Genomic DNA, 13,258 nt, shown 5'->3' on the forward strand with positions numbered 1-13,258 from the left:
CAATCCCTGTAGGAGCCGAGCTTGCTCGCGAAGACGTCAGCACATTCAGAACAGGGGTTGCCTGACCCACCGCTTTCGCGAGCAAGCTCAGCTCCTACAGGGATTGGTGGCGACGGGAGCTGATGGGGATTGTCTGGCCTGCCGCCAAAGCAGGTTTTGCCCTGCCTGCCAGTCGTGTTGGCAAGGCTGCCAATTGCGACTGGCACAGACACACAAGCACTTGGCAGACACAGCAATTCCCCGGTTTCGCCGCAGAGGCAGAATCCACTGGCACCCACTTTTCAGGGCACCAGTCAGGGAGTCCCCCTTCAATGCGAACCAACCGGATCACCGTACCGTCAGCGCTGGGCTTGAGCCTGCTGATGCTCGGCTTGAACAGCGCCCATGCCGATCTGCCACCCGACACCATCGGCCAGACCACGCTGGCGTTCCCGCCCGAAGCGCACCGCGCTTACGTGGTCGACGTCGAATTCGAAAGTTTCGTGATGGGCCGCGTCACCGTGGTCGATCCCGACAAGAAGAAAATCCTCGGCATGGTGCCGACCGGTTTTGCCGCGCCATCGGCCCTGAGCCACGACCGCAAAACCCTGTACAGCGCCGACCTGTTCTACTCACGCGGCACTCGCGGCACCCGCACCGACGTGCTCACCGCGTGGGACACCTCGACGCTGTCGCCCTCGTGGGAAGTGGTGATTCCAAGCAAACGCGCCGAATCCCTGACCCAGCGCTACGGCCTGAAACCGAGTGGCGATGACCGCTTCGTGTACGTCTACAACTTCACCCCATCGACTTCGGTGACCGTGGTCGACACCCAGTCCCACGCGGTCAGCAGCGAAATCGCCATCCCCGGTTGCGTGCTCAATTACCCGGTCGGCAACCGCCGCTTCGCCTCGTTGTGCGGCGACGGCAGCCTGCAAGTGGTCACCCTCAATGATCAGGGCCAGGAAACCGCGCGCAGCCGCACGCCGTTCTTCGACCCGAACGCCGAGAAGCTCAACGAGCGCGCGGTCAACGTCGGCGACACCTACTACTTCGTCACCACCACCGGCACTGTGCGCCCGGTCGATTTCGCCGGCGACGCGCCGAAGATTCTGCCGTCGTGGTCGCTGGTCAACGACGCCGAAAAGAAAACCGGTTGGGCCCCCGGCGGCTGGCAGTTGATGGCGGTCGCACCGAAGCTCGATCGTTTGTACGTGTTGATGCACGACGCCCACGACGCGATGAAGTGGGAAGACCCGAGCACGCTGATCTGGGCCTTCGATATCAAGACCGGCAAGAAGGTTGCGACCCTCGAAGCACCAACACCGGTCTGGAGCCTGCAAGCCACCGGCGACGACAAACCGTTGCTGCTCGGCGCTGACGTCGAGGGCGGTTTGCAGGTCTTCGATCTGAGCACCAACAAGCTTCAATCGAGCATGCCGAAAGTCGCGAAAACCGCGGCGCAAGTCATGAGCTACTGAGGAGGTTCAGTCATGACCCTTGACCCGATTTTCATCATCGCCAGTGCGCTGGCCGTCGCCGTGCTGCTGGCCAGCGCGGCGACGCACAAGCTGCGCGCACCGGGCCGGTTTGCCCGGCAACTGGCGGACTATCAGTTGCTGCCTGAAGCGTTGGTGCGGCCGATTGGCCGAGTGATTCCGCTGCTGGAGTTGCTCATCGCTTTTGCCCTGCTGGTGCCGTTCAGCCGCGCCATTGCAGCGGTCTGCGCAGCTGCGTTGATCGCGCTGTACGCCTCCGCCATCGGCATCAACCTGTGGCGCGGTCGCCGCGACATCGACTGCGGCTGTGCCGGGCCGGATCAAGCACAGCCACTGCGCCCGATTCTGCTGACGCGCAACGCGGTGTTAGTGGCTTTGGCGTTACTGGCGAGCACCACACCGATCGTTCGCGACCTTGGTTTGTTCGACGGTTTTGTCACCGTCGCCGCCAGTGCTGTTGCGCTGCTGATCTACGCGGCCGCCGACGGCTTGCTGGCCAACTCCCCTCTTCTGCTCAAATTGATTGGTAGGTGATTTATGCAAGGTCTGATGATTTCCAACGTGCTGTTGTGGGTGCTGCTGATTGCGCTGGCGTTCGCGGTGATGGGCCTGGTGCGGCAGATCGGCGTGCTGCACGGGCGCATTGCTCCGGCCGGTGCGCTGATGGTCGATAAGGGTGTGGCGGTCAACGAAGCGGCGCCGCAAGTGACCGCTGCTGATCGTCATGGTCGTCCGGTCAATTTTGGTTATGCCGGGGAAAAGAACCAGTTGCTGTTCTTCCTCTCGCCGACCTGCCCGATCTGCAAATCGCTGCTGCCGGCGATCAAATCCATCGCCAAGCAACAAGCTGATCGCCTCGACGTGGTGTTTATCAGCGACGGCGACATGGATGCCCAACAAGCGCTGATCCGCGAACACAAACTCGATGACATGACCTACGTGGTCGGCCCGGAAGTCGGCATGACCTACCAGATCGGCAAGCTGCCGTACGCCGCGCTGATCGACAAATCCGGCACCTTGCGTGCCAAAGGTCTGGTCAATTCCCGTGAGCATCTCGACAGCCTGTTCGAGGTCGAACACCTGCACAGCGCCACGCTGCAGGAATACCTCAACAGCCAGCCGCAGCCGCATGACCACAGTCACGGCCATAGCCACAGCCACTGAGCAGGGAGACATTTATGAAACTGCTGGATCTGCTCTTTGAGCGCTCGACCCGCCGCGTGGCCGACACCACATCGCGACGCAAATTGCTGGCGCGCATGGGCTCGCTGATGGTCGCCGGCGCCGCACTGCCGCTGTTGTTGCCACTGGATCGCACCAGCAAGGCGCTGGCGGCGGACAATCCCAAGGCCGGCGATCCCGGTGATCCGAACAGCTGCGACTACTGGCGCTACTGCTCGATCGACGGCTTTCTGTGCAGTTGCTGCGGCGGTTCGGTGACCTCGTGCCCACCCGGCACCGAAGCCTCGCAAGTGACGTGGATCGGCACCTGCCGCAACCCGGCGGACGGCAAGGATTACATCATTTCGTACAACGATTGCTGCGGTAAGCAGAGCTGCGCGCAGTGCGCCTGTACGCGCAACGACAGCGAAGAACCGGCGTATCGACCGTTCAACAACAACGACGTGAACTGGTGCCTGGCGGCGAAATCGCACATCTACCACTGCACGGTTTCGATTATTCGCGGCGTCGCCGTCTGACCTGATCACCAAAAACCCCCTGTAGGAGCTGCCGCAGGCTGCGATCTTTTGACTTTGTTTTTCAAGATCAAGATCAAAAGATCGCAGCCTTCGGCAGCTCCTACGGGGTTTTGTGTAATTTTTGAGGATGTTGTTATGCGTCATTTGTTCGTGATGGGTCTAGCTTTGGTGTTGGCCGCGCCTGCGGTTTACGCCCGGGCCATTCCCAAGCCCAATCAGCGGCATGCGCCGGGTAACGAATCGCCGCAAACGCCCATCGCTCAGGCGGGTTACAGCGTCGGCGTGAACTACCAATTGCAATGCGCAGGTTGCCATTTGCCCGACGGCACAGGCTCAGCCGCCAACGACACGCCGCGTCTGACCGGTTTCGTCGGTAACTTTCTGAAGGTGCCCGGTGGCCGGGAGTTTCTGGTGCGCGTGCCGGGCATGTCGCAATCAGCGCTGAACAACGCGCAACTGGCCGACCTGCTCAACTGGCTGATTCGCGAGGATGGCATGGCCGGTAAAAGCACGCCTGCGCACTATCAGCCGTACAGCGCTGACGAGATTGCGCAGTTGCGCCACGAAACCATGCTCAACCTGCCCGGCACCCGCGCGGAGCTGATCAAAGCCATGCGCGCGCAAGGCATCGCGATTGATGACGGCATGCACTACTGAGCCTCAGGCGTGCTGCCTGCGGTACTCACCCGGCGCAATGCCGAAACGTGATTTGAATGCCGTGGAAAAATGGCTCGAATCGGAAAAGCCCCAGGAATAACCGAGCACCGAGAGCTTCTGCTCAGCCCCGGATTGACGCAGCGATTCGGCACACAAATCCAGCCGCCGATTCTTGATGTAGCGCGCCACCACCAAACCCTTTTTTGCAAAGATCCGGTACAGCCCGCGCACCGACATGCCGACTTCCCGCGCCAGCCACTCCGGACAGAGTTCCTCGCAGCGAATGTGCTCGTCGATGCACGCCAGGGTCTTCTGAAAGATCCGTTCATGCAGATCGCTGCAATCTTCGCTGTGGCTGATCGCCGGGCGCAGCAGGCTGACAATCGCCTCCAGCGTCGCTTCGCTTTCGCTGAGGCTGAGGTTCTTCTGCCGCGTCGCGTCGAGAATCAAATGGTGCGAGAGCATGGCCATCGGCGAACTCGCCGGAATGCGGTGGCCGCACTTGACCTGATTGAAGCGCAGGGTCTTCTCGACCAGGTGCGTCGGCAGGATCAGCGACAACTGCCGCGAGTTTTCGTGGTAAGTGAAATCGCTCGGGCGCGAGGCGTCGATCAGGGTGATGTCGCCCGCCGAGAGCAGCGCTTTGTTGTCGCCCTGAGCCATGCCCGCCGAGCCTTCGAGCTGGAACACGGCAAAATATTTACCGCCCTCGCCGGCAGCGATTTCCGTCGGCGTGCGATACAGCCGCGCCTGGCAGGCGTCGACAAAACTCAGTTTGAGCGCACCGCTTTGGTACTCGCGAATGCGCCCGGAGAAATCGGTGCCGAGGGTTTGCGCGTTGAAGGCGCCACAGATCTGGTTGATCTGGTGGATCCATTGATCGAAGCCGTCACGGCGTTGTGCAGTTGAAGAAATCATGTCTGGCCTCACGCAGGCTTGTTTTTATTATCTACGTCAATCCAAGCGTTCTTCCTGAACAGTGCGGCTCCCTCGTTGTGGCGCTTATTTCAAGCCGCCAAAACGTCGATAGAAACTCTCGCCGACATCCGGCAACGGCCCGTCCGCGGTTTCCAGCGCAGTGTTCAGCCACTCTTCGGCCTTGGCGTAGATCAATCGGTAAATGTTGCGGCAAAGCTGGCGGGCGGCACGGCCTTCCCAATCGCCGGGGAGCAATTCGTCAGGCAGTTGCGGGTCGCGCAGCAGCAGTTTGCGGTATTCATGAATAAGCAGAAGACGTGCCATGAAGCAGTCGGCCGGCAGCAGGTTTTCCTGCTCGCGCAGTGCTTGCCAGAGCGGTCGGAACAATTGGATGAACTCGCTGTAATGCGCCGCCAGTTCCTCGATGTTCCAGCTCTCGCGCACCTGTGCACGCAGGGCTTTGGAGGCCAGCACGTCTTGCGCGGTGGTTTCGAAAACGATGGTGTCCTCTAGCGCGCCGAGGTCTTGCAGGGTCGCGTTGACGTCGGCGCGATCACTGCGCGGGCACGCCAGCACGGCTGGAGAAATCGCACCAAAACCTTGCCACTCGAGTTCTTCGCGCACTTGCTTGCGCTTGTCCTGGCCCAATTGCGTGAGCATCGCCAGGCACCACGAACCATCCCACGCCGGCACGGTTGAGCTGTACACGCGCTTGAAGGCCTTATCGAAGCGCCGGCGCCCGGTGCCGGTGAGGCTGTAGTAGCTGCGGCGGCCGACTTTTTCGGCGGTCAGCCAGCCTTCTTTGGTCAGGCGAAAAATCGAAGTACGGATCAGCCGTTCGTTGATGCCGATCGGTTCGAGCAACTGGATCAGACTGCCCAGCCACACCGTGCCGCCGTGGGGCTCGATGGCATCCCCGTACAGCGTGATGATCAAGGAACTGGCGCGGATCGGCGTCTGCTCCTGGAAACGGGTGATGAGGTGGTTCAAAGGTGTCAGCGATGACATGGGCGTACCGGACAATGAAAAAGGAAGGAATATACCGAATCAAAACCTTTATGAGTGAACCCTGTGGCGAGGGGATTTATCCCCGATGGACTGCGCAGCAGTCCCGGCTTTTGGGGCCGCTTCGCAGCCCGTCGGGGATAAATCCCCTCACCACAAAGTCCTGCAACCACACAAAGACCTGATCTCACTGGGATTGAGATGCTTTTGGGCGCAAGCCGCTGTCACTGATCCGTGGGCGATCCGCTTCAGGTTCGCTCAGCGGTTCGCACACCTGCATCTGCGTCAGGCAGCGCTGGGCCAGCGCCTGATACTCGCGAGTACCGGCCTGTTTCCACGCCACTTCCTGATCACTCAATACGCGCTTGATACTCGCCGGTGCGCCCATCACCAATGACTGTTCCGGGCATTCAAAACCCGCTTTGACGAACGCCGCCGCCGAGACAAACGAGCGTGCGCCAATTCGTGCGTTGTCCATCACTACCGCATTCATCCCGACCAGCGCATCAGCGCCGATCCGGCAACCGTGCAGCACCGCGCCGTGGCCAATATGGCCGTTGCGCTCGACCACCGTGTCGCTGTCGGGAAAGCCGTGCATCACGCAGGTGTCCTGCAAGTTAGCGCCCTCTTCCAGCACGATGCGGCCGAAGTCGCCGCGCAAACTGGCCAGCGGCCCAACATAACAATGCGGGCCGATGATCACGTCGCCGATCAATACCGCTGACGGATGCACATAAGCCGAAGGGTCAACCACCGGGGTCAGTCCATCAAGGCTGTAACAGGTCATCGCAGGCTCCTTTGGTGGACGTTGTGCGGTGAGATACGCAAAGCGATGCGTAAACAGGCTTGATTTGTATCACATCATTCCGATGCAGTGAAGAGAGAAAAGCGTATCGCTTTTGTCGAACACCGTTCATCGGCAATCTCGGCCTCACAAAACCAAACAACATTCGTTTGTTTTCAATTAGTTACTCAACTCCAACCAAGAACCAACGAGCTGTAGCAAATTCCACAACCTTCCATTTGAGACACATTAATCACATTTCAATCTTGCATTTACGTATCACGTTAAGCCTATACTCCGGCAAAACCGACGCCTGACGTCGAACCAACAACAAGCCGGCATTAGCCGAGCGTGCTCCGTGAGGGCCTTTGCCATGCCTCAAACCCTGGCCGTTGAACAGCTGCAAGCTGTGCGCCTGATCACCCTGCAACGTCCGCAGGCCTTGAATGCCCTCAACACCGAACTGCTCGGCGAACTCGCCGCTGCACTGAGCGCCGCCGAAGCCGACCCCGAGACCCGCGCCGTGGTGCTGACCGGCAGCCGCAAAGCCTTCGCTGCCGGCGCCGACATCAAGGAAATGGCCGAGCGCGATCTGGTCGGCATCCTCAATGACCCGCGCCAAGCCTCGTGGCAAACCATCACCCGCTTCAGCAAGCCGCTGATCGCCGCCGTCAACGGCTTCGCCCTCGGCGGCGGCTGCGAATTGGCGATGCACGCCGACATCCTGATTGCCGGTGAAGACGCGCGTTTCGGTCAGCCGGAAATCAACCTCGGGATCATGCCCGGCGCCGGTGGCACCCAGCGATTGCTGCGTGCCGTGGGTAAATCCCTGGCGATGCAAATGGTGCTCACCGGCGAAGCCATCGACGCCCGCCATGCGCTCCGCGCCGGCCTGGTCAGCGAAATCACCCAGCCGGAATTCACCGTCGAACGCGCCCTGCAGATCGCCCACGCCATCGCCGCGAAAGCGCCATTGGCCGTGCGTCTGGCCAAGGAAGCGCTGCTCAAGGCGATGGACACCGACCTGGCCAGCGGCCTGCGCTTCGAGCGCCACGCCTTCACCTTGCTGGCCGGCACCGCCGACCGCGACGAAGGCATCCGCGCCTTTCAAGACAAGCGTGCGCCGCAGTTTCGCGGCCAGTAATCGAATCGAACGATCTCCCGGAGAGCCTTGCCCATGAACTTCGAACACATCCTGTTTTCCATTGAGGCCGGCGTCGCCCTGCTCAGCCTCAACCGGCCCGAGCAACTGAACAGCTTCAACACCTCCATGCACCTGGAGGTCAAGGAAGCGCTGAAGCAGGTGCGGCAGAACCCGGAAGTGCGCGTGCTGCTGCTGACCGGTGAAGGTCGTGGTTTCTGCGCCGGGCAAGACCTCAGCGACCGCAACGTCGCGCCAGGCACTGAAGCGCCTGATCTCGGCGTGTCGATCGAAACCTTCTACAACCCGCTGATCCGCCAGTTGCGCGATCTGCCGATGCCGGTGATTTGTGCGGTCAACGGCGTTGCAGCCGGGGCCGGGGCGAACATTCCGCTGGCCTGCGATCTGGTGCTGGCGGCGCGTTCGGCGAGCTTCATTCAAGCGTTCTGCAAAATCGGCCTGATCCCGGATTCCGGCGGCACCTGGACGTTGCCGCGACTGGTCGGCATGGCCCGCGCCAAAGCCCTGGCCTTGCTCGGCAACCGTTTGAGCGCCGAACAGGCCGAGCAATGGGGGCTGATCTATCGCTGCGTCGATGACGCGCAATTGCGCGACGAAGCGCTGACCCTCGCCCGCCACTTGGCCACACAACCGACTTATGGTCTGGCGCTGATCAAACGCAGCCTCAACGCCAGCCTCAGCAACACCTTCGATGAACAGCTTGAGCTGGAGCGCGACCTGCAACGGCTGGCCGGGCGCAGCGAGGATTACCGCGAAGGCGTCAGCGCCTTCATGGACAAACGCACCCCAGCGTTCAAAGGTCGCTGAACATGAGCGCACTCGACCGCAACGCAAAAATCGCCGTGATCGGTGCCGGCGCCATGGGCGCCGGCATTGCGCAAGTCGCGGCGCAAGCCGGACATCCGGTGTTGCTGCTGGATAATCGTCCCGGCGCCGCCGCGCAAGCCATCGACGGCATCGACCGCCAGCTCGGCAAACGCGTGGAGAAAGGCAAACTCGCGGCGGATGAGCGCGGCGCCATCGTCGCTCGCCTGCACGCGGTAGAAGCCATCGAAACGCTGGCCGACTGCACGTTGATCATCGAAGCGATTGTCGAAAACCTTGAAGTCAAACGCGGGTTGTTCAAACAGTTGGAAGGTCTTTGCGGCGACGACTGCATTCTTGCCAGCAACACTTCTTCACTGTCGATCACCAGCATTGCTGCAGGCCTGCAACGCCCGGAACGTCTGCTCGGGCTGCACTTCTTCAACCCGGCGCCGGTGATGCCATTGGTGGAAATTGTCTCCGGATTGGCCAGCGATCCCGCCCTCGCTCAGACCTTGTTCGACACCGCCAGAGCCTGGGGCAAGCAACCGGTGCACACCCGTTCGACGCCGGGTTTCATCGTCAATCGCGTGGCCCGGCCGTTCTACGCCGAAAGCCTGCGCCTGCTACAAGAAGGCGCAGCCGATTGCGCGACGCTCGACGCGCTGATGCGTGAGGCTGGCGGCTTCGCTATGGGCGCCTTCGAACTCACTGATCTGATCGGCCACGATGTGAATTACGCGGTGACCTGTTCGGTGTTCGACGCCTATTACGGCGACACTCGTTTTCAGCCGTCGCTGATCCAGAAAGAACTGGTCGACGCCGGACGCTTCGGCCGCAAAAGCGGTCGTGGTTTTTACGATTACAGCGAAGGCGCGCAACGTCCGCAGCCGCAACAAATCAGCAGCGATGCGAGCGTCGATAGCTGCGTGGTCGAAGGCGATCTCGGCGTCCTTAACGATTTGCTGCCACGCCTGAAAACCAGCGTGATCACGCGCGATGGCAAAGGCCTGTTAAGGGTCGGCGACGCGGTATTGGCCCTGAGCGACGGGCGCATGGCCAGCCAACGCGCCAAAGAAGATGGCCTACGCAATCTGATCCTGATCGACCTGGCTTTCGATTACGCCAGCGCCAAACGCATCGCCATCAGTTGCTCGGCGGATATCAGCACTGACGCCCGCGAACAAGGCATCGCCCTGCTGCAAAGCGCCGGCCTGCAGGTCAGTCTGCTCAGCGACACACCGGGCCTCGCCGTGCTGCGCACCGTCGCCATGCTCGCCAACGTAGCCGCCGACACCGTGCTGCACGACGTTGCCTCGGCAGCAGACATTGATCTGGCCATGCGCGCTGGAGTGAATTACCCGCAAGGCCCATTGGCCTGGGCCGAGCGCATCGGCCTGGCGCCAATCACCCAAGTCCTCGATCACCTGCAAGCCAGTTACGGCGAAGAGCGCTATCGGCCATCGCTGCTGTTACGCCGCAAAGTCGCCGAAGGGAGCACATTCCATGACCAGCCTTGAAGCCATGAGCCTCGCCAGCCGTTGCGCACAAACCATGTTCGACCGCGATGCCGCCACCCAAGGTTTGGGCATCCGCCTGATCAGCGCCGCGCCCGGCAGCTGCACCTTGGGCATGGGCGTGCGCGCCGACATGATCCAAGGCCACGGCACCTGCCACGGCGGTTTCCTCTTCGCCCTCGCCGACTCGGCGTTCGCCTTCGCCTGCAATAGTTACAACGACGCCACCGTGGCGATCGGTTACAGCATCGATTACATCGCGCCCGCGCAGTTGGGCGACACGCTCACCGCACGCTGCACCGAGCAATCACGCTCGGGCCGCACCGGCAATTACGACGTGCGCATTGAAAACCAGCAGGGCCAGTTGATCGCCCTGTTCCACGGCAAATCCTACAAAGTGCGCGGCACCGTGCTGACGCCGGAGACTCCCCATGAATGACGCTCTGATCATCGACGCCGTGCGCACCCCGATTGGTCGCTACGCTGGCAGCTTGAGCAGCGTGCGCGCCGACGACCTCGGCGCCGTGCCGCTGCGTGAACTGCTGCGCCGCCACCCGCAAGTCGACTGGAGCCAGGTCGACGACGTGATCTACGGCTGCGCCAATCAGGCCGGCGAAGACAACCGCAACGTTGCGCGCATGTCGGCGCTGTTGGCCGGGCTGCCGGTCAGCGTGCCAGGCACTACGCTCAACCGTTTGTGCGGTTCAGGGCTGGATGCGATCGGCACTGCCGCACGGGCGATTCGCAGCGGTGAGGCCGGGCTGATGCTGGTCGGCGGCGTCGAATCGATGTCGCGTGCGCCGCTGGTGATGGGCAAGGCCGAGACGGCGTTTTCCCGTTCGGCGGAGATGTACGACACCACCATCGGCTGGCGTTTCGTCAATCCGCTGATGAAGAAAATCTTCGGCATTGATTCGATGCCGGAGACCGCAGAAAACGTCGCCGCACAGTTCAACATTTCCCGCGCCGACCAGGACGCCTTCGCCCTGCGCAGCCAGCAACGCGCCTCGGCCGCGCAGGCCAGCGGACGCTTGGCGAAAGAAATCGTTGCCGTGGAAATCCCCCAGCGCAAAGGCCCGGCCAAAGTCGTCGAGCACGACGAACACCCGCGCGCCGACACCACGCTGGAGCAACTGCAGAAACTCGGCACACCCTTCCGCGAGGGCGGCAGCATCACCGCCGGCAATGCTTCGGGCGTGAATGACGGCGCCTGCGCCTTGCTGCTGGCCAATGCGCAAACCGCACAGCGTTACGGTTTGAAGGCTCGCGGCCGGGTCGTGGCGATGGCCACTGCCGGCGTCGAGCCACGGATCATGGGCATCGGCCCGGTGCCGGCGACGCGCAAGGTGCTGGAACTGTCCAACCTCAGCCTCGCCGACATGGACGTCATCGAACTCAACGAAGCGTTCGCCGCGCAAGGCCTGGCGGTGCTGCGTGAACTCGGTCTGGGCGATGACGACCCACGCGTCAACCCGAACGGAGGCGCCATTGCCCTCGGCCACCCGCTGGGGATGAGCGGCGCGCGACTGGTCACCACCGCGCTGCAGGAATTGGAAGAGCGTCAGGGCCGCTATGCGCTGTGCACCATGTGCATCGGTGTCGGTCAAGGCATCGCGCTGGTGATCGAGCGTTTATCCGACTAAAGAACCGCGATTCCCGAGGTGCCGACAGGTATCCTTGGGGCATGCACTCAGAGCCCCGCGCCACCGGGGCGGAAACACAAAAATAATTCGAGTGAAGTCATGAACATGCCAATTGCCCAAGCCGTGCTCAACCCTGAACTGGATCCGCTGGAAACCGCCAGCGTCGACCAGTTGCGTCAGCATCAACTCGAGCGCCTGCGCTGGAGCCTCAACCACGCCTACAACAATGTGCCGCTGTACCGCCAACGCTTCGATGCGCTGGGCGTGCACCCGGACGACATTCGCTCGCTGGACGATCTGGCGAAGTTTCCGTTCACCACCAAATCCGACCTGCGCGACAACTACCCCTACGGCATGTTTGCCGTACCGATGCATGACGTCGTGCGCCTGCACGCGTCCAGCGGCACCACCGGCAAACCGACCGTGGTCGGTTACACGCAGAACGACATCGACACCTGGGCCAACATCGTTGCCCGTTCGATTCGTGCCGGCGGCGGCCGCCGCGGTGACAAGGTGCACATCTCTTACGGTTACGGCCTGTTCACCGGCGGCCTCGGCGCGCATTACGGTGCTGAACGCTTGGGTTGCACGGTGATTCCGATGTCCGGCGGCCAGACCGAAAAACAAGTGCAATTGATCAAAGATTTCCAGCCCGACATCATCATGGTCACGCCGTCGTACATGCTCAACATCGCTGACGAGATCGAACGTCAGGGCATCGACCCGCACAAACTGGCCCTGCGCCTGGGCATCTTCGGCGCCGAGCCGTGGACTGCCGAACTGCGCAGCGCCATCGAGGCACGCTTGGGCATCACTGCTCTGGACATCTATGGCTTATCGGAAATCATGGGCCCGGGCGTGGCCATGGAATGCGCGGAAAGCCGCGATGGCCCAACGATCTGGGAAGACCATTTCTACCCGGAAATCATCGACCCGATCACCGGCGAAGTGCTGCCGGACGGACAGATGGGCGAACTGGTGTTCACTTCGCTGAGCAAAGAAGCCCTGCCGATGATCCGCTACCGCACCCGCGACCTCACTCGCCTGCTGCCGGGCACCGCACGCCCGATGCGCCGTATCGACAAGATCACCGGCCGCAGCGACGACATGCTGATCATCCGTGGCGTCAACGTGTTCCCGACCCAGGTCGAAGAGCAGGTGCTGAAAGTCAAACAGCTGTCGGAGTCATACGAGATTCACCTGTATCGCAACGGCAATCTCGACAGCGTCGATGTCCACGTCGAGCTCAAGGCCGAGCATCAAGGCTTGAGTGATGAACAGCAGAAGGCCTTGTGCGGCGAGCTGAGCAAGCACATCAAGACCTACATCGGTATCAGTTCGCGGGTGCTGCTGCAGCCTCCATTCTCGATCAAGCGCTCGGAAGGCAAGGCCTGCCATGTGATCGATAAACGCGTGAAAGCTTAAAAGCAATAACAGCGGCGAAGGTGCAAGGCCTTCGCTGCTCGCTGCAATCCCTCCCTCCCCCTGCAAAACCACGGCGATGCTCTGCCGAGCATCGCCGTGCGCGTTTTTCCGCTTTGCAAATGCGCGGCAACGCTCACCATTCATCTGAAGCGATACAGAAAATCA

Annotated in this window: 14 protein-coding genes; 11 read left to right on the forward strand and 3 right to left on the reverse strand. The window is 61.6% G+C overall.

Going from position 1 to position 13,258, the window contains the following annotated elements:
- The first annotated feature begins 311 nt into the window (after positions 1–311).
- The 5 genes from KFS80_RS21750 (at position 312) to KFS80_RS21770 (ending at position 3,835) form a co-directional block, all read left to right on the forward strand.
- Positions 312–1,460: an amine dehydrogenase large subunit gene (locus KFS80_RS21750; protein WP_212545864.1), complete on the forward strand. Its 1,149-nt coding sequence runs from the start codon at positions 312–314 to the stop codon at positions 1,458–1,460.
- A 12-nt stretch (positions 1,461–1,472) separates the two neighbouring features.
- On the forward strand, positions 1,473–2,012 hold the full coding sequence (locus KFS80_RS21755) for a MauE/DoxX family redox-associated membrane protein (RefSeq protein ID WP_212545865.1): 540 nt from the start codon (positions 1,473–1,475) through the stop codon (positions 2,010–2,012).
- Between the two features lie 3 nt (positions 2,013–2,015).
- Positions 2,016–2,642 carry a methylamine dehydrogenase accessory protein MauD gene (mauD, locus tag KFS80_RS21760; RefSeq protein ID WP_008079641.1) on the forward strand — a complete coding sequence of 209 codons (627 nt, stop codon included), beginning with the start codon at positions 2,016–2,018 and terminating at the stop codon, positions 2,640–2,642.
- Positions 2,643–2,656: 14 nt separating this feature from the next.
- On the forward strand, positions 2,657–3,178 hold the full coding sequence (locus tag KFS80_RS21765; RefSeq protein WP_008079640.1) for a methylamine dehydrogenase light chain: 522 nt from the start codon (positions 2,657–2,659) through the stop codon (positions 3,176–3,178).
- 135 nt (positions 3,179–3,313) lie between these two features.
- Positions 3,314–3,835 carry a c-type cytochrome gene (locus tag KFS80_RS21770; RefSeq protein WP_212545866.1) on the forward strand — a complete coding sequence of 174 codons (522 nt, stop codon included), beginning with the start codon at positions 3,314–3,316 and terminating at the stop codon, positions 3,833–3,835.
- Positions 3,836–3,838: 3 nt separating this feature from the next.
- Here KFS80_RS21770 and feaR read toward each other — a convergent pair whose 3' ends face one another.
- The 3 genes from feaR to paaY all read right to left on the reverse strand — a co-directional run bounded on the left by feaR (position 3,839) and on the right by paaY (position 6,545).
- A complete protein-coding gene (gene feaR, locus KFS80_RS21775; protein ID WP_212545867.1) occupies positions 3,839–4,753 on the reverse strand; it encodes a transcriptional regulator FeaR in 915 nt (304 codons plus the stop codon).
- A gap of 84 nt (positions 4,754–4,837) precedes the next feature.
- A complete protein-coding gene (paaX, locus tag KFS80_RS21780) occupies positions 4,838–5,761 on the reverse strand; it encodes a phenylacetic acid degradation operon negative regulatory protein PaaX (protein WP_212545868.1) in 924 nt (307 codons plus the stop codon).
- 184 nt (positions 5,762–5,945) lie between these two features.
- Entirely contained in the window at positions 5,946–6,545 is a 600-nt protein-coding gene (gene paaY, locus KFS80_RS21785) for a phenylacetic acid degradation protein PaaY (protein WP_212545869.1), read from the reverse strand.
- Between the two features lie 370 nt (positions 6,546–6,915).
- Here paaY and paaF point away from each other — a divergent pair, with 370 nt between their 5' ends.
- The 6 genes from paaF to paaK all read left to right on the forward strand — a co-directional run bounded on the left by paaF (position 6,916) and on the right by paaK (position 13,093).
- A complete protein-coding gene (paaF, locus tag KFS80_RS21790) occupies positions 6,916–7,686 on the forward strand; it encodes a 2,3-dehydroadipyl-CoA hydratase PaaF (protein WP_159815303.1) in 771 nt (256 codons plus the stop codon).
- A gap of 33 nt (positions 7,687–7,719) precedes the next feature.
- A complete protein-coding gene (gene paaG, locus KFS80_RS21795; protein WP_212545870.1) occupies positions 7,720–8,511 on the forward strand; it encodes a 2-(1,2-epoxy-1,2-dihydrophenyl)acetyl-CoA isomerase PaaG in 792 nt (263 codons plus the stop codon).
- Positions 8,512–8,513: 2 nt separating this feature from the next.
- A complete protein-coding gene (paaH, locus tag KFS80_RS21800; protein WP_212545871.1) occupies positions 8,514–10,028 on the forward strand; it encodes a 3-hydroxyacyl-CoA dehydrogenase PaaH in 1,515 nt (504 codons plus the stop codon).
- The gene (gene paaI, locus KFS80_RS21805; RefSeq protein WP_212545872.1) at positions 10,015–10,464 is read left to right on the forward strand and encodes a hydroxyphenylacetyl-CoA thioesterase PaaI; all 450 of its coding nucleotides are present in this window, start codon (positions 10,015–10,017) and stop codon (positions 10,462–10,464) included. The genes paaH and paaI overlap by 14 nt, the downstream gene beginning before the upstream one ends.
- A complete protein-coding gene (gene pcaF, locus KFS80_RS21810) occupies positions 10,457–11,668 on the forward strand; it encodes a 3-oxoadipyl-CoA thiolase (RefSeq protein ID WP_212545873.1) in 1,212 nt (403 codons plus the stop codon). The genes paaI and pcaF overlap by 8 nt, the downstream gene beginning before the upstream one ends.
- A 99-nt stretch (positions 11,669–11,767) precedes the next feature.
- On the forward strand, positions 11,768–13,093 hold the full coding sequence (paaK, locus tag KFS80_RS21815; protein ID WP_053119429.1) for a phenylacetate--CoA ligase PaaK: 1,326 nt from the start codon (positions 11,768–11,770) through the stop codon (positions 13,091–13,093).
- The last annotated feature ends 165 nt before the right edge of the window (positions 13,094–13,258 follow it).

Source organism: Pseudomonas rustica, from assembly GCF_018336155.1.
In the GTDB taxonomy this organism is placed as follows: Bacteria; Pseudomonadota; Gammaproteobacteria; order Pseudomonadales; family Pseudomonadaceae; genus Aquipseudomonas; species Aquipseudomonas rustica.